At 67.6% G+C, this 21,000-nt stretch carries 19 protein-coding genes; 9 read left to right on the top strand and 10 right to left on the bottom strand.

The features are described 5' to 3' along the window. Window positions 1-7 precede the first annotated feature (7 nt). Together brxL and ACFWX1_RS30840 are read left to right on the top strand one after the other, a co-directional pair. Window positions 8-2,155 (top strand): BREX system Lon protease-like protein BrxL, encoded by a 2,148-nt coding sequence (brxL, locus tag ACFWX1_RS30845; RefSeq protein WP_378393273.1) that lies wholly within the window; start codon window positions 8-10, stop codon window positions 2,153-2,155. A 135-nt stretch (window positions 2,156-2,290) separates the two neighbouring features. After that, a complete protein-coding gene (locus ACFWX1_RS30840) occupies window positions 2,291-2,587 on the top strand; it encodes a hypothetical protein (RefSeq protein WP_378393272.1) in 297 nt (98 codons plus the stop codon). Between the two features lie 201 nt (window positions 2,588-2,788). Here the strand turns inward: ACFWX1_RS30840 and ACFWX1_RS30835 are convergent, their stop codons facing one another. The 3 genes from ACFWX1_RS30835 to ACFWX1_RS30825 are packed head-to-tail and all read right to left on the bottom strand — an operon-like array spanning window position 2,789 to window position 5,916. Beyond that, window positions 2,789-4,201: a CBS domain-containing protein gene (locus ACFWX1_RS30835; protein ID WP_378393271.1), complete on the bottom strand. Its 1,413-nt coding sequence runs from the start codon at window positions 4,199-4,201 to the stop codon at window positions 2,789-2,791. A gap of 6 nt (window positions 4,202-4,207) precedes the next feature. Continuing rightward, window positions 4,208-4,987 carry a hypothetical protein gene (locus ACFWX1_RS30830; protein WP_378393270.1) on the bottom strand — a complete coding sequence of 260 codons (780 nt, stop codon included), beginning with the start codon at window positions 4,985-4,987 and terminating at the stop codon, window positions 4,208-4,210. Continuing rightward, window positions 4,984-5,916, bottom strand: a complete 933-nt coding sequence (locus ACFWX1_RS30825; RefSeq protein ID WP_378393298.1) for a ParA family protein — start codon at window positions 5,914-5,916, stop codon at window positions 4,984-4,986. Before ACFWX1_RS30825 ends, ACFWX1_RS30830 begins: the two co-directional genes overlap by 4 nt. 436 nt (window positions 5,917-6,352) lie before the next feature. On the opposite strand from ACFWX1_RS30825, the gene ACFWX1_RS30820 reads away from it, so the two are divergent. Then, the gene (locus tag ACFWX1_RS30820) at window positions 6,353-6,907 is read left to right on the top strand and encodes a snapalysin family zinc-dependent metalloprotease (protein WP_378393269.1); all 555 of its coding nucleotides are present in this window, start codon (window positions 6,353-6,355) and stop codon (window positions 6,905-6,907) included. A gap of 6 nt (window positions 6,908-6,913) precedes the next feature. Here the strand turns inward: ACFWX1_RS30820 and ACFWX1_RS30815 are convergent, their stop codons facing one another. After that, a complete protein-coding gene (locus ACFWX1_RS30815; protein ID WP_378393268.1) occupies window positions 6,914-7,891 on the bottom strand; it encodes a helix-turn-helix domain-containing protein in 978 nt (325 codons plus the stop codon). Window positions 7,892-7,962: 71 nt separating this feature from the next. On the opposite strand from ACFWX1_RS30815, the gene ACFWX1_RS30810 reads away from it, so the two are divergent. Together ACFWX1_RS30810 and ACFWX1_RS30805 are read left to right on the top strand one after the other, a co-directional pair. Next, a complete protein-coding gene (locus ACFWX1_RS30810) occupies window positions 7,963-8,421 on the top strand; it encodes a rhodanese-like domain-containing protein (RefSeq protein ID WP_378393267.1) in 459 nt (152 codons plus the stop codon). Between the two features lie 46 nt (window positions 8,422-8,467). Beyond that, window positions 8,468-9,877, top strand: coding sequence for an amidase (locus ACFWX1_RS30805; protein ID WP_378393266.1), 1,410 nt, complete (start codon window positions 8,468-8,470; stop codon window positions 9,875-9,877). On the opposite strand, the gene ACFWX1_RS30800 is transcribed toward ACFWX1_RS30805, so the two are convergent. From ACFWX1_RS30800 to ACFWX1_RS30790, 3 genes are all read right to left on the bottom strand, one after another. Continuing rightward, window positions 9,801-11,981 carry an MMPL family transporter gene (locus ACFWX1_RS30800; RefSeq protein WP_378393265.1) on the bottom strand — a complete coding sequence of 727 codons (2,181 nt, stop codon included), beginning with the start codon at window positions 11,979-11,981 and terminating at the stop codon, window positions 9,801-9,803. The two genes, ACFWX1_RS30805 and ACFWX1_RS30800, sit on opposite strands and share 77 nt — an antisense overlap. 127 nt (window positions 11,982-12,108) lie before the next feature. After that, complete coding sequence (locus ACFWX1_RS30795; protein ID WP_378324394.1) at window positions 12,109-12,357, bottom strand: hypothetical protein; 249 nt, start codon at window positions 12,355-12,357, stop codon at window positions 12,109-12,111. After that, a complete protein-coding gene (locus ACFWX1_RS30790) occupies window positions 12,354-12,710 on the bottom strand; it encodes an ArsR/SmtB family transcription factor (RefSeq protein ID WP_378324395.1) in 357 nt (118 codons plus the stop codon). Before ACFWX1_RS30790 ends, ACFWX1_RS30795 begins: the two co-directional genes overlap by 4 nt. 135 nt (window positions 12,711-12,845) lie before the next feature. On the opposite strand from ACFWX1_RS30790, the gene ACFWX1_RS30785 reads away from it, so the two are divergent. Then, window positions 12,846-14,084 carry a cytochrome P450 gene (locus ACFWX1_RS30785; RefSeq protein WP_378393264.1) on the top strand — a complete coding sequence of 413 codons (1,239 nt, stop codon included), beginning with the start codon at window positions 12,846-12,848 and terminating at the stop codon, window positions 14,082-14,084. A gap of 9 nt (window positions 14,085-14,093) precedes the next feature. Here the strand turns inward: ACFWX1_RS30785 and ACFWX1_RS30780 are convergent, their stop codons facing one another. The 3 genes from ACFWX1_RS30780 to ACFWX1_RS30770 all read right to left on the bottom strand — a co-directional run bounded on the left by ACFWX1_RS30780 (window position 14,094) and on the right by ACFWX1_RS30770 (window position 16,534). Then, window positions 14,094-14,828 carry a GNAT family N-acetyltransferase gene (locus ACFWX1_RS30780; RefSeq protein ID WP_378393263.1) on the bottom strand — a complete coding sequence of 245 codons (735 nt, stop codon included), beginning with the start codon at window positions 14,826-14,828 and terminating at the stop codon, window positions 14,094-14,096. Window positions 14,829-14,979: 151 nt separating this feature from the next. Then, on the bottom strand, window positions 14,980-15,717 hold the full coding sequence (locus tag ACFWX1_RS30775; RefSeq protein WP_378393262.1) for a Long-chain-fatty-acid--CoA ligase: 738 nt from the start codon (window positions 15,715-15,717) through the stop codon (window positions 14,980-14,982). 79 nt (window positions 15,718-15,796) lie between these two features. Further along, the gene (locus tag ACFWX1_RS30770) at window positions 15,797-16,534 is read right to left on the bottom strand and encodes a DUF2786 domain-containing protein (RefSeq protein WP_378393297.1); all 738 of its coding nucleotides are present in this window, start codon (window positions 16,532-16,534) and stop codon (window positions 15,797-15,799) included. 114 nt (window positions 16,535-16,648) lie between these two features. On the opposite strand from ACFWX1_RS30770, the gene ACFWX1_RS30765 reads away from it, so the two are divergent. The 3 genes from ACFWX1_RS30765 to ACFWX1_RS30755 all read left to right on the top strand — a co-directional run bounded on the left by ACFWX1_RS30765 (window position 16,649) and on the right by ACFWX1_RS30755 (window position 20,902). Then, window positions 16,649-18,085 (top strand): phytoene desaturase family protein, encoded by a 1,437-nt coding sequence (locus tag ACFWX1_RS30765; RefSeq protein ID WP_378393261.1) that lies wholly within the window; start codon window positions 16,649-16,651, stop codon window positions 18,083-18,085. 45 nt (window positions 18,086-18,130) lie between these two features. Further along, window positions 18,131-18,943: an alpha/beta fold hydrolase gene (locus ACFWX1_RS30760; RefSeq protein WP_378393260.1), complete on the top strand. Its 813-nt coding sequence runs from the start codon at window positions 18,131-18,133 to the stop codon at window positions 18,941-18,943. Between the two features lie 78 nt (window positions 18,944-19,021). Then, a complete protein-coding gene (locus ACFWX1_RS30755) occupies window positions 19,022-20,902 on the top strand; it encodes a Xaa-Pro dipeptidyl-peptidase (protein WP_378393259.1) in 1,881 nt (626 codons plus the stop codon). Window positions 20,903-21,000: the final 98 nt, after the last annotated feature.

Below are 21,000 nucleotides of genomic sequence, written 5' to 3'. Positions count from 1 at the left end.
AGCTGCGATGAGCGAGACCCAGAACGAGGCGCCCGACGCCGGCGCACCGCAGCAGAGCGATCTCGACTACAAGATCAACCTGCTGTTCCCCGGAGTCGTCGTCCGCAAGGACCTGGTCAAGACCGTCAAGGGCAACGCCGTCGTGCCGTCCTATGTCCTCGAATACCTCCTTGGGCAATATGCAGCCTCGGATGACGAAGCCACCATCCAGGCTGGCATCGACACCGTGCGCAAGATCCTCGCCGAACACTATGTCCATCGCAGCGAGTCCGAGCTGGTCAAGTCCACGATCAAAGAGCGCGGTCGCCACCGGATCATTGATAAGGTCACCGTCACCCTCAATGAGAAGGCTGATGTCTATCAAGCCGAGTTCGCCAACCTCGGCATCATGGGCGTGGTCGTCGAGTCGCCAACGATCAAGGCGCACCCCAAGCTCCTCGTTGGTGGCGTCTGGTGTATCTGCGATATCGAATACTTCCACAGCGATGACCAGCGTGTCGCACCTTGGATCCTCGGCTCGATCAAGCCTATTCAGCTGTCGAGGTTCGATGTCGACCAGTACCTCGAGGGGCGGCGCGGATTCACCACCGACGAGTGGATCGACCTGCTTATGCAATCGATCGGGTTCAACCCCGAGATGTTCAGCAGGCGGGGGAAGTTCTTCCAGCTCGTGCGTCTGATTCCGTTCGTCGAGCGCAACTACAACCTGGTCGAGCTCGGCCCCAAGGGGACGGGCAAGTCCCACATCTTCTCGGAGTTCTCGCCCCACGGAATGTTGGTATCCGGTGGCGAGGTTACCGTCCCCAAGCTCTTCGTCAACAACTCCAACGGACGCATCGGCCTTGTCGGCTACTGGGACGTCGTCGCTTTCGACGAGTTCGCCGGCAAGAAGAAGCGCACGGACAAGGCGCTTGTCGACATCATGAAGAACTACATGGCGAACAAATCGTTCTCCCGTGGTGTCGAGACGCTGGGCGCCGAGGCGTCGATGGTATTCGTCGGTAACACCTCGCACACCGTGCCGTACATGCTCAGGCACTCCGACCTGTTCGACGAACTGCCTGAGGCCTACCACGACCCGGCCTACCTCGACCGGTTGCACCACTACATCCCCGGCTGGGAGGTGGACATCATCCGTGGCGAGATGTTCTCCGACGGCTACGGGTTCGTCGTCGACTACATCGCCGAAGTTCTCAAGTCGATGCGCTCGCAGGACTACTCCGACCGCTACCAGCAGCACTTCACGCTATCGTCCGACATCTCGACCCGTGACCGCGACGGTATTCACAAGACCTTCTCCGGCCTGATGAAGATCCTCTATCCAGGCGGCGAGGCCACCCGAAAGGAGATCGAGGAACTCCTACGGATCGCCATCGAGGGACGTAAACGCGTCAAGGACCAGATTCTGCGCATCGACTCGACCATGGCCGAGGTGAAGTTCGGTTACCTCGACAAGGAAGGCACCTGGTACACCGTCGCTACGCGTGAGGAGGACGAGTACCCCGCGCACTACCACCGGGTGCGCAAGGGCAGTGATCCGGTTGAGGCACCGGCAAACGCAGATCTGCGGGGAGCGGGCGCGGCGTCCGCTGGCACTGCTGACCCTGACAAGGTCACACAGTCCAAGCCTGAATTGTTTCAGGGACATCGAGAGTACCAAGAAGGTCAAATTGGCGTCTCGTATGACATGCTGCTGGTCCCGTACTTGCAGGGTGCCTCGCAGATCACGATCGTTGATCCCTACGTGCGCCTGTTCCACCAAGCCAGGAACCTGATGGAGCTCGCCGAGGCGATCGCTCGCGGCAAGGACCCCGCGGACGAGGTTGCGATCAAGCTCATCACGGTCGAGAACCAGGACGGCCGGGAGAAGCTGCAGAAGCAGTACGAGTACCTCGTGCAGATCAAGCAGAGCACAGCCGCGCTTGGCATCGTCTTCGACGTCGATTTCGTCGATCCCCAGTCGGTCCACGACCGCTCGATCAGCACCGATACCGGCTGGAAAATCCTGCTCGGGCGCGGCCTCGACATCTTCCAGCGCACGAGTGACGGTCCGTTCGATCTCGCCACGAGGTACCAGAAACACCGCGAGATCAAGGCCTTTGGCGTCACGTATCTTCGTGCTTTGGACAATGCGGACCACAGCATCGGTGCCTGATCTCGGGTCAAGCGCCTGGAGTTCGCCCGCCAGCAACAGGAGAAGGAAGGCATGGTCAGATCAAGCCCGTGGGCGTCCATGGGTGTCCCGGGTGGGAATACCACGTTCGCGGAGTTTGGTCAGTACGGTGGTGTGGTGGACGCCCTGGTGTTCGCCGACTCGGGCGAGGGGTCGACCGAGGTTATAGAGGTGGATGGCGTGGTCGATCTGCTCGGGCGAGAGGCCGCATCTGCGTATCGACACGTCGTGTTGTTTGCGGATGTTGCTGGCCGTCCGCCGTTCGATTCCGAACCGGGCACCCAGCTTATACACCGTGGCTCCGGCTTGGTAGGCGGCGATGAGTGCCTGGGCCTCGTCCGCGTCGAGCTGGCGTGCCCGTCGAAGTTTGAGTCGGTCGACGGGTGGTGGAGTCGGTTCGGTGGAGTCTGGTAGTTCCTGGAGTAGGGCCTCCAGGGCTTCTACCTGGGTTTTTGTGTTGTAGTAAGTTCCCCAAGGTCCACGCTAGGAGGCTCGTGCTCGCGGAGAGCACGAGCCTTTTGCGTTCCGCGTGTTTTGTGAAGGTGCAAACCCCACACCCCGTTTGGGGGCAAGCCCCGGACCCCTGGGTGGTCACGTTGGGTAGGTGTCGGCTGATTACGCCGGATCGCGGTATCGGTGCAGCATGCTGTTGAAGGTCCGTAGCTTGTCGATCGCGTCCTCGGGTACCGGGTCGGGGTGGAAGTGCATGACCTTGTTGCGAATGAGCCGGATCTCCTCCAGCCGGGAGACGAAGTAAGAACGGTCCAACGGCCAGCCCAGCTTTTCCCACAGGCCCGTGCTCTCCAGAACGCGTTGGTAGTCACCGAAGGTGAGATCATCGAAGCTGGTGATTTTCCTGCTGCAAAGCGGTCGGATGGTCTGAAGGTCGAAGGCGCGGTTCAAGACCCAGCGAAGTGTTTGATCCAGCTCGCCCAGCTGAAAGAAAGGGGTGGCCATCTCGCCGTAGCGCTGCGCCACGTCCGCTGTCGTGACAATGCCCTTGATGACCTTGGTTTCGTCCCGGACGAACACGAACTCCCGCTGTAGCAGGGTGGGAAGGACGTCGAAGAGGTCACGATCGTACGCGACGGCTTCCACATGAGCGACGATTGCATCGGCGACGCTCGCGTCCGATTTCCGATGCATCGCCTGTGCGATCGAGCGCCAGGTCACGGCGCCGCGCAGGTTACGAGGGCCATTGAGGACAGCGAGCTGAGAGAAGTCATTGAGAAGCATCTTCGTGATCGCTTCTTTAAGCGTGCTGTTGACTTCGACGAACTCCACGCCGCTAAGAGGGGACAGGTTCCCCACCGTCAGGCGGACATTCAGGTCGTTACCTTCCTCGTCATCCTCAGCGCCCGGGATGTCGTCGATCTCGGGCGACTCAGCCGCTGCGGTGTCCTCCGCTTCGTCGAGCGGTGTGGTCAGCGAAATCATCGTGTCGAGAGTCACCGCCCGGAAACTGGGCGACGTCGTCAGCCCGTGGTTGGCCAGGTCCGCTTCAATCTGACTGACCTGGTCGCCACGATCCTTCGCTCCCCAGAGCGACAGAAGTTCGCGGACGGAGATGCTCTCCGGGTCGTGCTCGTCGGCGCGACTGCGCGCCTGCCTCAACCGCGTATGGATGCGTTGGCGGTCTTTGTCCTCGGTTTGCCGGTTGGCCGCGGTCGCCACTGTCGAAATTGCTCGATCGAGAAATTCCTGGCGCACGGCGTCCAGCAACCGGTTCTGGTCGACAACCAGCCACGCCCGCCAGCCGTCGACAGCACGCATGTTGGCTGCCACCATGGCCGCCCGCGACGGTGAGCGGATTTCCTCGCCGCCGGGATCGAGCCGGATTTTCCCCTGCTCGGTTACGGTCGCGTCGTAGGTCACGCCGATACGGTTGCGCTTGAACCTGAGCTTGGTACCGGCTCGTATCAGACCGGCGTCCAGCAGGTCTGAAATCCTGACGCGGCGACCACCGATGAGGTACATCGAGCGGCCGCTGGTCTCCTGGCCTCGTCCTACCGTCGTCTCGTCGGTCACCAGTGCTCACCACTTCCGTAGCCCGGCGAACTTGCGCCGAGCACCGATCGCCTGTTTGAGGACTCTCTTCTCGAGTTCCTTTCGGCTCAGGCGATCCACGCGTGTGAGCAGCAACTCGGCAGCGACAGCGAGCAGGGCCTCTCGGTCCAGCCGCAGCGCGTGGAGGTACGCGGCGCCCTCTTCCTCGGTCTCGGTTTCACGTAAGCGCGAGGCGATGGCCGCCACATCGGCAGTTGGGGTTGCGGTTCCAGCCGACGGCGCTGCGGTCGACGGCTCGGCTTCTTGGGGGGTGGCTTGCGGTTCGGCCTCCGAGTTGCTGTCGACCGACTCCGAGGAGGGAGGCGTCGGGGTCTTCGCTTGATCCGCGAACACTTCGGGCTGATCCAGTCCGTGGCTGACCAGTAGGTTTATGAGCTTGGCGCGACTGAGTCTGCTGTAACGGGCCAAGCCACGTAACTTGGCGACTTGCCGTAGTCCTGCCACGGGCAGCCCGGTCGCGTTCAAGTAGAGTCGCCGTTCCTGTTCCGATGTCAGCTCCGAGAGGTCCCGCGCAGCCTGGTATGGGTCATCGGAGGACGGTCTGGTGGGGTCAGCTGATGCCGAGCGCGAAGTGCTTCGTACCTCTTCGCGAGGGACGAAGCTGTCGGGTGCTCGTGCGTCGTCGGTGCGAAGAACAGCCAGTTCCGCTGCTCCACTGACGATCGCCTGCAGGGTGGTTTCGTCTTGTTGCGCCAGGAACTCGTACAACCTGGCCTGCAGGAGAACAAAACTCTTCAGTTCGCTCATCGGCTGCCGCCCGGCGACAGCGCGAGCGCACCCAGAACCTCGTCGGCCAGCTGGTCGAACTCCCTGACCACGTCGTCCTTGCCGGCAGCGCGCAGCATGGCCGGTACGCCATTCTCGCCAGAGTCGCCGAAGTGGGAACTGTTACGGACAGTACTGTTCAGCACGGGAACCTGCGAATTCAGCCTTACCTGCTCGATATAGGAATGCTGAGCGGCGGTCACTCGCTGCGAATAGATCTGAACCATGGTGAAGACCACGCCCAGGATGCTGGGCTCGATCGGCCGGTAGTTTCCATTGTCGCGCTTGTGGTCGACGTAGGCGTTGAACTGTTGCACAAGTGTGTCGCAATTTCCCGCCAGGTAGTCCAATCCCAACGTGGACAGATAGTCCGCTTTGGCCGGCACGAGGATCTTCTCGCTGGCTGCGATAGCGGTCTTGGTGACCAGGCCGAAATTCGGTGCACAGTCGATGAGTGTCAGGTCGTAGCCGCTGAAGCGGCTGTCCTCCAGCGCGTGTCGCAGACAACTATGCAGATCCAGGAACTTTCGCTTCGACCCGTCGAGGGTGGTGGACCCACCCAGCCGCGCGGCGAGTTCGAGGTCTATGTCGATGAGACCGAGGTGGGAGGAGATCAGGTCGAGCTTTCCATCAGTGTTCTTGAGGACTTTGTTGACCCGCTCCGGCGTGGTGACAAGGTCTGCCAGTGAACTGTCTCGTCCGGGCACCTCGGCGTCATACCATTGCCGGATCGTATAGTTGTCCTTGAGGCGGTCCTGCCATTCATCGACCGAGAAAAATGAGAAGGTCAAATTGGTCTGGGGGTCGAGGTCGATGAGTAGTACACGAAAGCCGCGACTGGCGGCGACCGCGCCGAGATTTGCGGTGATGGTTGTTTTCCCTACCCCGCCCTTGTAGTTCATGACCGCCATGACCCGCACGTGCCCTCCCCGTGTCTCGCGCTCGACTTACATCAACGAATAGTGATCAAATTCGCTCGCGAACTGGCTCGACGACCTTCGCAGGTACCGTGTGCCGTAGGCAACCGGCGAGCCTGAACATCGACACGAACGTGCGCCGCGCGATAGGCCGTTTGTCGTACCCGCGCGTCCGGTTCGGTGAGCGGCGCTACGGTTGGTTCGCCTGGGGTCAGCACCGCACCGCGGGCGAGGAGCCCGGGGCATAGCCTTGGGTCTGGCGAGACGCATGCGCCACCGCTGTTCTTCGCGACTTATGGCGGGTTTTGAATGGGTGTGGGCGGTTCTAGCATCACGCTGTGAGGTTGGCGGGGCACGTACAGTGCGTTGCCCGCTGCCGCACGAGTCCCTGATGTCGACACAGGCTCCGCTCCGACCCGAGGAGTAAATCGTGCTTCGACGTACATTCGCCGGCGTGGTGGCCGGTGCTGCTCTGTTGTTGCCGGTCACCGTGGTGCCCACCGCCGCCGCGGCCGAGATCAACGCGACGACGCTCACCTATGACGACAGCCAGGCCGCGGAGTTCAAGGACGTGGTCGCGCAGGGCGTCAACGTCTGGAACACCAGCGTGACCAACGTGCGCATCGTGAAAGCGTCTCCTGGGCAACGCGCGAACATCCGGGTGGTCGCGGATCCCGGGTGGCCGCGGGCCACGCTCGGGCCCGTCCGTCCCGGCGGCCAGGTCACCGTCTGGTACGGCAGGGAAGCCGTCCAGCAGGGCTACAACAAGGTCCGGATCGCCTCGCACGAGCTCGGCCACAGCCTCGGGTTGCCCGACCGGAAGCCTGGTCCGTGCTCGTCGCTGATGTCCGGGTCCACCGGTGGCGTCAGCTGCGCCAACACGAAACCCAACGCCGCGGAAGCCGCGCAGGTGCAACGGAACTACGCCGGAAGCCTGGTGCGGCAGAACGCCGACGCGGGGCGCGTGCTCGTCGACGCGCCTTGATTCACGTCACGTCAGGGGATGTCGCCCGGCATCCCCTGACACGGCGAAGCTCCGGCGGTAGGCCGTCGGCGTGACGCGCATGGTGCGCGTGAAGTGGTGCCGGTAGGTCACGGCTGTGTCGAAGCCGACGGACGTGGCGACGTGGTCGATCGGCAGTGCGGTCTTCTCCAGCAGTGGCAGGCTTGCGTGCACGCGCTGGGTGATGAGCCAGCGGATCGGGCTGGTGCCGGTGCTGCGTGCGAAGTGCCGGAGGTAGCTGCGTGGGGACATGTTCGCGGTGCGCGCGAGCGTCTCGACGGTGATGGGTTCCGTGAGGTTCGAGAGCGCCCACGACATGCTGGCGGTGACGCGGCTGTCGTCCGCGTCGGCGATCACCGGCGATTCGATGAACTGCGCCTGGCCACCATCTCGGTGCGCGGGGACGACCAGCCGGCGCGCGACCGCGTTGGCGATCGTGGGGCCGTGGTCCTTGCGTACCAGGTGCAGGCATAGGTCCAGACCGGCGGCGCTGCCCGCGCTCGTCAGGATCGGATCATCGTCGAGGTAGAGGACGTCCGGGTCGACGTCGACGCGGGGGAAGCGGCGTGCCAGGACGGGGGCGTACTGCCAGTGTGTCGCGGCGCGGCGGCCGTCGAGCAGTCCGGCCGCGGCTAGCGCGAAGGCGCCCGAGCAGATCGACACGATCCGTGCGCCGCGCCGGAAAGCCAAGCGTAGAGCGGAAATCACCGCGGGCGGGCAGTCGCCGTGGATATCGCCGACGCCGGGCACGATGACCGTGGTCGCCGAGGCGAAGGCGTCGAGGTCGCCGTCGGCGTGCAGCGTGGCGCCGCCGACGACCCGCACCGGGCCCGGACGTGCGGAGCAGATCGTCAGCCGGTACCAGTCGACGTCGAACTCCGGCCGGGGCAGGCCGAAGACCTCGGTGACGATGCCCAGTTCGAATGCGGACATGCCGTCGTAGAGCAGGACCGAGACCGTGGGCATGGCGGGATCTTAGCGAACAGCGGCGTTCACGCCACTGTTCGCCCGGAGCCACGCCCAGCACGATGAACGCCATGAGCACAGTTCTCGTCACCTCACCGGCCACCCCGGCCGAGGCCGCCGCCCACTTCGCGGGGCGCCTCGCGTTCGAGGCCGACGTCAGCGACGTCCACGCCGACCTCGAAGCCCGCGTCGCGGGCCTGGTCGTCGTCGACTCCCGCAGCGTCGAATCCTGGGACCAGGGGCACATTCCCGGCGCCCTCCACCTGCCGACCGCGCGGATCGCCGAACGCGCCCGCGACCTCGTCCCGCACGACGCCGTCGTGGTCACCTACTGCTGGGGCCCCGGCTGCAACGGCGCGACCCGCGCCGCGCTCGCCTTCGCCCGGCTCGGTTACCGGGTCAAGGAGATGATCGGCGGTTACGAGTACTGGGTCCGCGAGGGCTTTCCGGTGGACTCCGCGGGCGGGCGGCGGAAGACCGACGCGGACCCGCTGGCCGCGCCGGTGTCCGCCGTCGCCTGCGGCTGCTGACGCCGAGGTCTTGCCGTGAGCCGGGGCGTGGTGATCAGATGGCCGGGTGGCCGAATCCGAGATCTGCGCCCTGACCGCTCGTGAACTCGCCGATCGGCTCCGGACGCGGGAGGTGTCCGCGCGCGAGGTCACGCAGGCGCACCTGGACCGCATCGAGCAGGTCAACCCGCAGGTCAACGCCGTCGTCACCCGCACCGCCGAAAGCGCTCTCAGTGCGGCCGCGGCGGCCGACGAGCGGCTCGCGGCAGGCGAGGACGTCGGGCCGCTGCACGGGATTCCCATGGCGCACAAGGACAGTCACGAGACCGCGGGCATCCGCACGACCTACGGTTCGCCGCTGCTCGCCGACTACGTGCCCGAGCGCGACGAACTGCTCGTCGAACGGCTGCGCGCGGCCGGGGTCATCACGATCGGCAAGACGAACGTGCCCGAGTTCGCCGCCGGCTCGCACACGTTCAACCCGGTTTTCGGCCTGACCCGCAATCCCTACGACCCCACGCGGTCCGCGGGCGGCAGCAGCGGCGGCGCGGCGGCCGCGCTCGCCTGCGGGATGCACCCGCTCGCCGACGGCAGCGACATGGGCGGTTCGCTGCGCAACCCGGCGTCGTTCTGCAACGTCGTCGGCTTCCGGCCCTCGCCCGGTCGCGTGCCGGACTGGCCGCGCGCGATGGGGTGGACGACGATGGCGGTGAAGGGCCCGATGGCCCGCACTGTCGCCGACGCGGCGCTGCTGCTGTCGGTCATGGCAGGGCCCGATCCGCGGGATCCGACGTCGCTGGAAACGCCGGGATCCGTGTTCGCGCAACCACTCGAGGCCGATCCGCGCGGGCTGCGCGTGGCGTGGTCGCCGGATCTCGGCGGCAGTCTCCCGGTCGACCCGGCGGTGGCCGCGGTCGTCGAGCGGGCTGCGCGGACCTTCGAGGATCTCGGCTGCCACGTCGAACGGGACTGTGTCGACTTCACCGGCGCCGACGAGGTGTTCCGCACCTTGCGCGCGTGGAGTTTCGCGCAAACCCACGCGGAGCACCGCGATCGGCTCAAGGCGACCTTGGCGCAGAACGTGGGGGAAGGGCTCCGGCTGTCCGGTGTGGACATCGCGCGGGCCGAAGTGCTGCACACCGCGTTGTTCCATCGCACCCGGGAATTCTTCGAGCGGTACGACGTCCTGCTGCTGCCGGTCAGCCAGGTGCCGCCGTTCGACGCCGAGCTGGAGTACCCGGCGTCGGTCGACGGCGTGCCGATGGAGGACTATCTGGGCTGGATGAGCTCGGCGTACTTCGTGAGCGCCACGGGAAGCCCGGCGCTGTCGGTGCCTGCCGGCTTCACCCCGGACGGGCTTCCCGTGGGCGTGCAGCTCGTCGGAGCGCACCGCGCGGAACTCAGCGTGCTACGGGCCGGACACGCTTTCGAGCAGGCGACACGGTTCGCGGACCGGCGTCCCGGTCTGCTGGGCTGACGGGTTTCCCCAGCCGGCGCCCGAGCACGGTGAGCGCGGCGGGCAGCAGGACCCCGCGGATCAGCGTCGCGTCGAGCAGGATCGCGAACGCCATCCCGAGGCCGATCATCTTGTACTCGATCGCGCTCAGCGTAAGGAAAACGCTGAAGACACCGGTCATGATCACCGCCGCACTGGTGACTACGCCCGCCCCCGAGGCGGTGCCGCCGATGATCGCGTCGCGGGCGCTCATCCCGGACAGCCAGCGTTCGCGGATCCGGCTAAGGATGAAGATGTGGTAATCCATGCTGAGCCCGAACAACAGCACGAACAGGAACACCGGGAGCCAGTCGAGCACGCCGCCGTACGGGGTGAATCCCAGCAGTGACGCGAAATTCCCGTCCTGGAACACCCACGTCAGCACCCCGTACGCGGCGCCGACCGAGAGCAGGTTCAGCGCGATCGACATGATCGCGACGCCGATCGAGCGGAACGCCGCCCATAGCAGGACGAACGCGAGCAGCAGGATGAACCCGAAGACGTAGGGTGTCCGGTCGGCCACCTTCGCCGCGAAGTCGTGTGCGATGGCGGTCTTGCCCGCGACGGCGAATCCGACCCCGCCGACCTTGCCCAGGGTTTGCGGGAGCACATGGTCCCGCAGCGTTCCCAGTGCCTGGTCGGAAGCCAGGGAACCGTTACCCGCCAAGGGAACCCGGACGACGAGTGCCCGGTCGACGGACACCGTCACGACCGGCCCCGCGGTCCGCGCCCCGAGTTCGCCGATGGCGTTGCGCACGGCCGGGGTGTCGACCGGCCCGCCGCGTTCGTTCCAGACGACGACGTGTGCGGGGATGGCCGCACCAGGGAAGGCGTCCTGCATGCGTACCGCGGCGTCGATCACCGGGACGCTGCGCGGCAGGCTTTCCGTGGCCAGCGGCGCCTGGAGCTGGATCCGGCTCGCAGGCAGCGCCAGGACGGCGAGGAGCACGACGGCGAGCCCGCCCCACAGCGTCGGGCGCCGCGTGACGACCTCGGCGACCTTGGCCCAGAACCGGGAATGATCGGCCGTGGTCCGGCGCCGGCCGAGCCAGGGCAGCCTGCCGCGGTCGACCCAGTGCCCGAGCAGCGAAAGCAGCGCGGGCAGCGCGGTCACCGACGCGGCGACGGTCAGGCCGACCACCAGGATCGAGCTGATCGCGAACCCGCGGAGCTGGTCGAGCCCGGTGAAACCCAGCCCGGCCACACACAACGCGACGGTGAGCCCGGAGACGACCACGACCCGGCCCGAGGTGCCGGCGGCGGTCCGGATCGCGTCGTCGACCGGGCGCCCGGCAGCGCGTTCCTCGCGTTCCCGGCGGAGGAAGAACAATGAGTAGTCGACTCCGACCGCGGTCCCGATGAGCAGCGTCATCACGGTGGTGGCGCTGTTGATCGGTACCACTTTGTCCACAGCGGACAGAAAGCCGAACGTCGCGGCCACCGTGGTCGCGGTCAGCAGCAGCGGGATCGACGCGGCGATCAGCGACCCGAAGACGAACAGCAGGATCACCACGGTGAGCGGGAGCGAGATCAGTTCGGACCGCTTGATGTCCTGTTTGATGCTCTTGTCCACCACGGTGCTCAGGCTCAGATCCCCGGCCTGCGCCACCAGGATCGCGGGATGCCGCGCGGCCACGGCGTCGACGGCCGCGCTCGCCGCGGTGAAATGCGGACGGATTTCCGTGTCGGTGCCGGTGATCTGGAACGTCACCAGCCGCGACCTGCCGTCCGGTGCGTCGACCGGCGTACGGAGACCGGTGACCGCGCCCGACGCCTGGAGGGTGCGCACGAGATCGTCGGTCGCCGAACGGAGTTCGACGTCGTCGCGCTGTTCACGTCGTTGGACGAGGACGTTTTCCAGCAGTGGCTCGTAGATGTTCTGAGCGCGGAGAATCCCTTGTGCCGTACCGGATTCCCCGGCGTCGGAGCTGGGGAGACTGGAACCGGGGACGAGCGAGCCGACGGTCAGTGCGAGCACGACGAGCGCGAGCCAGCCGAGGAGGACCGCGGCGCGGTGCCGGATCGACCAGCCCGCGATCCGCTCGATCACCGGCCCCCGCCGGTCCGGGGTGCCTGTGGGCAGCATGAACTAAAGTCCTTCCGTGAAGGAGCGATCTGCGTAAGGACTCGCCTTCGGGCGAGGTGGTGCTTCTTCCTCCTGGGCCGTCGAGTTGCCGCTCGGCGGCCCAGGGCCTTGGTCTTATCCGACGGTCTTATTCGACCTCCTTGAGGACTCGCTCGATGGAGCGCAACCGGTCCTGGACGTCCGCGAGACGCCGTTCGGTCTCCTCCTGCGACCGCGTCGCCCGGTCGGCCAGTGCCCGGTACTCGTGCTCGCGCGCCAGCGCCGCCTTGGCCCGCCAGGTCGAGGCCAGCTGCACGATGGCGACGGTGAGCACGACGGTGATCAGCACGAAGACCCCGGTCACGCCGATGATTTCCTGCCACTGGTGCCAGTTCATGACCGTGCTCCCTCGTCCGAGCCGTCCCCCTGGACGGAATCCGGTGTGCTCAGTGTCGGTACCGCCGCCGCGACGGCCTGCGGGGTGAGCTGGACCGAAAACGGCGTGACCTCGTAGAACTTCATGGCCTTGCCGTCGGCCGAGACCTCGAGACTGGACGTCACCAGCCCCGCCGCCTCCAGCTTGCGCAGGTGTACCTGGAGGAGCGCGCGGCTGATCCGCAGCTCGCGCGCCAGCTCGCTGACGTAGGCGCGTTCGGCGAGCAGCGCGGCGACGATGCGCAGCCGGTGTGGATTCGCGAGCGTCCCGAGCAGCCGGACGAGCTCGTCGCCGGTCGGCGAAGAGCCGCTCACCACGACGTCCCCCACATGCCAATAAAAGTTAGCAGGTGCCGACTCGGATTACCACGTGGTCCGGATTCGTGGCGGTTGACAGGCCTTTCACGAGCACGCCAGGATGGGATCACATTCAGATGATAGGAACATGTGATGACGACATCCGAAGGCATGGTGGACCTCACCGACGCCGAACTCGTGCGGGATCCGTTCACGGCGTATTCGCGGATCCGGGAGCGTGCGGCGCTGGCCAAGGCGGTCGTGCCCGGCATCGAGCCGATGTGGCTGGTCACCCGGTACGACGACGTCAAGCTCGTCATGAGCGATCCGCGGTTCGTCAGCTCCGCCGCGGCCGTGCCGGGCGCGGTGGACCTGCGGGAACAGCTGTGGCGTGCCACGGGGATCCCCGAAGAGCACTTCGTCTACCTGAAGGCCGGAGTCAGCGAGGTCGACGGCGCCGAGCACGCCCGGCTGCGCGGGCTGGTCACCAGGGCGTTCACCGTGCGACGGGTCACCGAGCTGCGTCCCCGGATCGCCGAACTCACCGAGCGCCTCCTGGACGAGCTACCCGGGCGAGCCGAGGACGGCGTCGTCGATCTGTTGCGCCACTTCGCCTATCCGCTGCCGATCGCGGTGATCTGCGAACTGGTCGGCATCCCCGAGAAGGACCGGCCGCAGTGGCGGGACTGGAGTGCCGCGCTGGCCGCGGGATTCGGGCCCGGAGTGGCCGAGGCACTGGCGGGAATGGTGGATCACGTCCGGGTTCTCCTCGAATTCCGGCGGCACCACCCCGCGGACGACCTGATCACCGGACTGGTCCGCGCACAGGCCGAGGACGGCGACCGGCTCAGCGACGTCGAGATGATCGCGCTGGTGCAGAACCTCGTGGTCGCCGGGCATGAGACCACCGCGCATCTGCTGGCCAACGGCACCGCCGCGCTGCTGACCCATCCCGATCAGCTCGCCCTGCTCCGCGCCGACCCCGCCCTGCTGCCGAAGGCCGTGCACGAGCTGATGCGCTGGTGCGGCCCCGGACTGGGCACCCGGATGCGCTACGCCGCCGAAGACGTCGAGATCGGCGGCGAACTGGTCCGCCGCGGCGAGGCCGTGATGCCGGTGCTCGCCGGAGCCAACTACGACCCGCGCGAATTCGCCACCCCCGAGCGGCTCGACATCACCCGCGATCCCGGGCGCGCGGAAACCCACGTCGGCTTCGGCGCGGGACCGCACTACTGCCTCGGCGCCGCGCTGGCCCGGCAAGAGGCCGAGATCGCCTTCGGTGCGTTGTTCCGGCGCTATCCCGGACTCGCGCTCGCGGTCGAGCCGGAGGAACTCCGGCACGGACCGAATCCGGGCACGTGGCAGCTCGACGCGTTGCCCGTCCGGTGGTGAGCCGGGGTGTCACAGCGGGTGGTCCAGCCACACGTTCGGCTCGACGTAGACGCCGAGGTCGCGCGCCACCGAAGCCAGCACGGGCGCGAGACCGCCAGGGACCGTGTTGAGCCCGTCGACAAATTCGACGCCGGTCCACTCCCGCCACTGCGCGAGCGTGCCGGTGACCGTCATCGCGAACGGCGCGACGCCGATCAGCCGCGCGCCGAGCCGTTCGTGCGTGCGCAACCACGGGTCGGCGAACGAGCCGTCCGGACGCTTCCGGGTCACGTAGTCCACAATGGACTCATCCGGTCGCTGCTCCAGTCCGGTCGGCCGCACCGGGACGACAAGTCGTGACAGCCCGGCGGCACGTGCCCGCGCCCTCAGCTCCGAGAGCATGACCGCGGCGAGCCCGCGGCCCCGCGCGTGCTCGGCCACCGTGACCTCGATGGCGACCAGCGTGGTCGGGGCCCGCCCGTCCATGACGTCCTCGGCGGCCCACAGTAACGCGCCGTCCCAGCCGTGCTCGGGCAGTTCCGGCCGCTCAGGCGTCGGGAACTCCACCGGGATCGCGGCGGCACGCGCCACCGGGACGTCGTCGTCCAGCAGCACCAGGAAGAACTCGGGCCACCGCGCGGCCAGCCGCTTCGACTTCGCCAGCAGGCCCACCACGTCGTGGCCCAGGAACTCCCCGCCGACGGCACCGAGGCCGAGCGCGGGCCGCCGCAGATCCGGGCGGGTCGCCAGGTCTTCCATGCGCATCGGCCCAGTAGAGCCGATCTGCCCGGCCGGGACCACGGGAATTCCGTGCGGGAACGGCGATCTTGCGTGATCGGGCACGGAACTCGCGTGATTGGACGCGTAACTCGCGTACCTGGATGGCGAACTCGCGTACCTGGACGGACGACTCGGCCTACAGCGGGTGGTCCATCCAGACGTTGGGCTCGACGTAGATGCCGACGTCGTGCGACACCGAGGCGTGGACCGGGGCGATGCCGCCGGGGATCCGGTTCGGACCATCGGCGAGCTTGACCCCGGTCCACTCCCGCCACTGGGCGAGCGTGCCGGTGACCGTCAGCGCGAAGGGCGCGATCTTCACCAGCCGCGCGCCCAGCCGCTCATGGGTCCGCAGCCAGCGGTCGGCGAACAAACCGTCGTCCCGGCGGCGAAACGCGTACTCCGGCATCGGCACGTCCGGCTCGGCTTCCTTGCCGATCGGGCGCACCGGCGCTACCAGCCGGGTCAGTCCGGTTTCGACGGCGCGAGCCTTGAACGCCTTCAGCGCGTGCGTCGAGAGACCGGTGCCCAGCAGGTGCCGCGCCACCACGATTTCGAGTGCCACCAGAGTGGTCGGTGCGCGACCGTCGACAAGGTCCTCGACGGCCCAGCGCAGTGCCGCGTCCCAGCCGTCGTCGGGCAGTTCGGAGCGGTCCGCGGTCGGGAACGCGACCGGAATGGACAGCGCCCGCGCCATCAGCGTGTCGTCGTCATCGAGAAGAACAAGGGAATACTGGCCCCAGTGCTTCAGCAATCGCTCGGGTGCGATCACCTTGCCGCCGGGGCCGCGATAGAGGAATTCGCCGCCGACGTCACCGAGCCGCAGTGCGGGATCGACCAGATCCGGCCTGCCGGAGAGATCCACAACGCGCATCGGCACAGTAAACCGAGATGATCATGGCCGGGATACCTGCTTCCGGGCGAAGCGCGCGGATCGTGGCTCCGCGGGAAACTCAGCGCATGGGCAGCACCTTCCTCCGCTTGGTCAGCGTCGTCGGGCTCAGGTTGGCGTTGGTGCCCGCGTGGTGGCCGTCGAGGTAGCCGGTGCCCGACAGCCGCCGGGGCGGGGCCGCGCGCAGATCGCTGAACTGCTCGTCGAAGGCCTGCTGCACCATCGCGGTGCGATCGCGGACGACCAGCTCGGCCGAGCGCCCGCTCGCCGACATCGCGGTGTGGCCCTGCACCGCGCGCTCCTCGGCTTGGCGCAACCGTTCGTACACCGCCCGCGCGAACCCGTGCAGCCACGTCCGCCGGTACGCGGCCAGCGATTCACCGCGGAAGACGCGGTTCTCCGGCCGTACCCTGGTCAGCTGTGTTGTCGCCTGCAACAGCAGGCTGGTGAACAGCAGCTCCACGCGTTCGAGGTCGGAGCGGAACCCGAAGACGGTCACCGCCTCGACACCCTTGGCCGCGCGATGCAGCAGCGTGCGGCAGCGCAACGGGAACGCGATGTTGGTCAGCAGCGTGGCCTTGTCCCTGCTGTAGGGATTGTCGAGCGGGATCTTGCGCATGCCGATCTCGTCGGCTCCCGCGCCCGCGTCGGCGACCATCGCGCGGTCGATCCCGTACCGCGCGATCAGCTCGGCGGCCTTGGTGTTGTACAGCTCGGCTTCCGCCTCGGTGACCGCCGGGTCCTCCGCCTTGGCGAGCAGCTTCCGGACCCGCGCGAGCAGCATGTCGTGGTCGGGCAATGGTCCCCCTTCCTGTTCGGGCGAGGCCCAGCCTGGTTGGGTGGGCACGGGGACAACATAGGACGCGGGTACGACAATATTCGATCAGGTGTTCGGGCAGGGGAGGTGGTCGGTGTGTCCGCCGAAGTCGCCGTCGTCGGCTCCGGCCCCAACGGCCTGGCCGCCGCGGTCCTGCTGGCCAGAGCCGGTCTCGGCGTCGAAGTGTACGAGTCCGCCGCCGAGATCGGCGGTGGTGCCCGCACGGTGCCGCTGTTCGACGCCGACGTCCGGCACGACGTCTGCGCCGCGGTGCATCCGATGGCCGCGGCCTCGCCGTTCTTCCGCGGGTTCGACCTCGCCGCCCACGGGGTCGAGCTGCTCCACCCGGAGATCTCCTACGCCCATCCGATCGACGAGCACCGCACCGCGCTGGCCTATCCCGGCCTGGACCGGACCTGCGCCGGGCTCGGCGCCGACGGCGATCGCTGGCGACGTCTCATGGGGCCGCTCGTCGCCCGCAGCCCCGGCGTCGTCGAGGCATTGCTCGGCGACCTCCGGCACCTCCCGCGCGACCCGCGCGCGGCCGCCCTGCTGCTGGCCCGGATCCTCACCCAGGGCCTCGGGTTCCGCGGTCCGGAAGCCCCCGCCCTGCTGGCCGGCGTCGCCGCGCACACGATGTCCCCGCTGCCCGCTCTGCCCGCGGCGGGCGCGGCGCTGCTCCTCGGTCACCTCGCGCACGCGACCGGCTGGCCGATCCCGCGCGGCGGCAGCCAGTCGATCGTCGACGCACTCGCCGCGGACCTGGTCGCGCACGGCGGCCGGATCCATCGCGACAGCCGGGTGACCGACCTGCGGCAGCTCGCGCACGCCCGCGCCGTCCTGCTCGACCTCGTGCCCCGCGGCGTGCTCGGCATCGCGGGCGAACTGCTGCCCGCCGGATACCGCCGGGCACTGGAGCGGTACCGGTACGGCCCCGGTGCGGCGAAGGTGGACTTCCTCGTATCGGAACCGATTCCGTGGCGCGACAAGCGAATCGGCACGGCCGGGACCGTCCACATCGGAGGGACGCGGGCCGCGGTGCACGCGGCGGAGAACACCGTCGCGGCGGGCAGGCGCGCGGACGAGCCGTTCGTGCTCCTCTCCGAGCCGATGACCGCCGACCCGTCCCGGGGGCTGCCCGGCAAGCGTCCAGTGTGGACATACGCGCACGTGCCGCACGGCGATCCACTCGACGCCACCGATGCCGTCCGGCGCCGGATCGAGCGGTTCGCGCCCGGTTTCTCCGACACGATCCTCGCGTCGGCCGCCCGGCCGGCGTCGGAACTGGAGGCCTACAACGCGAACTACGTCGGCGGGGACATCGCCGGGGGTGCGGTGAGTCTGCGGCAGTTGCTCGCCCGCCCGGCACCGCGCTGGAACCCCTACCGCACGCCGCTGAGTGGCGTGTACCTCTGCTCAGCCGCGACGCCGCCCGGATCCGGTGTCCACGGGATGGCCGGAATGCACGCGGCGAAGGCGGTGCTACGCCGCGAGTTCGGCATCCAGGGCCTTCCCGCCGGCTGGGACACGTAACATTCTTCCAAGCCTTCGGAGCGCACCGGTGCGCAAAGTGGGCTCATGACTGACGAAACCACCGAGGAATCGACCCTGCCCCTGGCCGACGGGCCTCTCCACGTCCGCCAGGACGGCCCCCGTGACGCCCCCGCGGTCCTGCTCGTCCACGGGTCCGCGTCGTCGGTCCGTTCCTGGGATCCGCTGGTGCCGATGCTGGCCGGGGCGCATCGCGTCGTCCGGCTCGACCTGCTCGGCCACGGCCGATCCGCCAAACCGGACGGCGCGAGCTACGAGATCCCGGACCAGGGACGGCGGGCAGGCGAGGTGCTGGATTTGCTCGGCGTGCGCAGTGCCGTCGTGGTCGGACACTCCACCGGCGGCTCGGTCGCCACCGCCCTCGCCGAGCAACGCCCTGGCCTGGTGACCGCGCTCGCGCTCATCAACACCGGGCCCTGCTCGGACGCGTTCATCGCGCAGGAGTTCGCCATCGGCCCCGCACAGTGGCCGGAGCTGACCGACGAGCAGATCCGCCAGGCCATGAGCCCGGCCTTCAGCCGCCCGGGTTTCGTGATTCCCCAGCAGCTCGTGGACGACGTGCGCGGGATGACCTACCACGCCTTCACCGAGACATTCCGGGCGTCCAGCGGCTATCTGGCGCAGCGGCCACTCCCTGATCGGCTGAAATCCCTCGGTAAACCGCTCCTGGTGATCTTCGGCGAAGAAGACCGGAGATGGCGTTCTTCCTCCTCCGCCGACTACGGCGTGGTCGCGGGCGCGCGCGTCGAGTTGCTGTCCGGCGTGGGGCATTCGCCCATGCTCGAGGATCCACTGCGGACCGCGGCGCTCCTCCTGCCCTTTCTTGCGCGGGCGGAGTGAAACCCGCGCTAAGTGGGTTGCGCCAGGGCACCGCAGGGGCCAGTGTCACACCTATTACTGGGTGGCTCTGGAGGGGCAATGCGAACCATGCGTGTGCTCGCCGCGATCGGGCTGGCGAGCGTCTCCCTGCTCTCCACCGCCGTGCCGGCGTCGGCAGCCGACGATCCGGCGAGGCAGGTGGTGATCCGTGACGGCGAGACGAAACCCGTCTACGACTACGCGAAGGCGGTGCGGGAACAGGTCTACGTCGAAACACCGGTCGACAGCGACCGCGACGGCAAACGGGACCGGGTGTCGGTGTACGTCACCCGGCCGAAGGAAACCGACGGCGGGCTGAAGGTCGCCAGCATCATCGAGCCGAGCCCGTACTTCGGCGGCACGATCGACGCGCCGTACCACCCCGCCGACGTCACCGACGTGCCGCGGATCTCGCCGTGGACACCGCCGACCGGCCCCCAGCCCCCGGTGAACTACAACCGGGTCTACTACGACAACTACTTCGTCTCCCGCGGCTACGCCGTGCTGTCGGCGAACACGCTCGGCACCGGCGACTCCGACGGCTGCCCGAGCGCGATCGGGCCCGAAGAGAAGACCGGCATGAAGACGGTCGTGGAATGGCTGACCGGCAAGGCGAAGGCGTTCACCAAGGACGGCAAGGAGATCAAGGCCTCCTGGTCCACCGGCAACGTCGCGATGGCGGGCAAGAGCTACGACGGCACGCTGCCGGTCGCGGTCGCGAGCACCGGGGTCAAGGGGCTGAAGACGATCGTCTCGATCTCCGGCATCGCGAGCTGGTACGACTACTACCGCGCGGAAGGCGGGGTCGTGTCGCCCGGCGGGTACGTCGGCGAGGACGCCGATCTACATGCGAAAGTGGTGCTGACCCGCAAGAACCCGGAGGTGTGCGCGGGCCCGATCCACGAGATGGAGAAGGCGATGGACCGGGTTTCCGGGGACTACAACGCCTTCTGGGACCAACGGAACTTCGCCAAGGACCTCGGCAACTACCACGGCAGCGTGTTCCAGGTCGCCGGGATCAACGACTGGAACGTCAAGCCCAAGAACTTCACCGATCTGTGGGAAGCCTTGGGCCGCAACGACATCACCCGCAAGCTGTGGCTGCACCAGGCCGCGCACGACGACCCGCTCTACGTCGCGCAGCAGTTCTGGCTCGACGCGGTGCACCAGTGGTTCGACCACGAGCTCTACGGCGTCCGCAACAACGTGCTGAAGCAGCCGAAGGTGCACTTCGAGACGTCGCCGGGGAAATGGACCGACTACCGCGACTACCCGGAACCTGGCGCGCACGACGTCACGCTGCGGCTCGGCGCGTCGCACGGGGACCAGCCGGGCGTGCTCGGCCCGTGGGTGCCCGGTTACGGGCGGAAGCAGCAGTTCGTGGACGACCCGGCGAGGACGGCGGACAGCCTGATCGCCGCGCAGGACAAGACCGATCCGAACCGCCTGCTGTACGTGTCGGAGCCGCTGCCGAAGGACGTCCGCATCTCCGGGACGCCCGAGGTCAGCGTGCGGGCGTCGGTGGACGGGAAGTCGCCGTACCTGAGCGCGCTGCTCGTGGACTACGGCACCGACCAGCGGATCACCGGATTCGGCCCGACGAAGGACAGCTGGTGCTTCGGGGACACGCTCGGCGCTGATTCCGGGTGCCGGCCGAAGTACGCCTACACCACCGCGCAGACGCCGTACGACGTGATCAGCCGCGGCTGGCTGGACGTGCGGAACCGGCATTCCGACAGCCGGACCGAGCCGATCCAGGCCGGGCGGACGTACTCCTTCGACTGGGACCTGCAGCCGCGGCAATACCAGCTGAAGGCCGGGCACCGCCTCGGCGTCGTGCTCCTGGTGACCGACCGGGACTACACGCTGCACTACCCGGCGGGGACGAAGGTTTCGGTGACACTGGGCGAAAGCTCGATCCGGCTCCCCGTGGTCGGCTGAGAGCGGTAGTGGTCCGTGAAGGCCTCCTTCACAGCGCTCAACCCAATGTAAGATGGCGAAACGCGCTATAAACCCCGTATCCTCAACAAAAAAACACA

Origin of the sequence: Amycolatopsis sp. NPDC059021, assembly GCF_042739895.1 — a bacterium.
In the GTDB taxonomy this organism is placed as follows: Bacteria; Actinomycetota; Actinomycetes; order Mycobacteriales; family Pseudonocardiaceae; genus Amycolatopsis.
The sequence above is the reverse complement of the archived record's forward strand: the minus strand, read 5'-3'. Positions and strand labels throughout refer to the sequence as shown.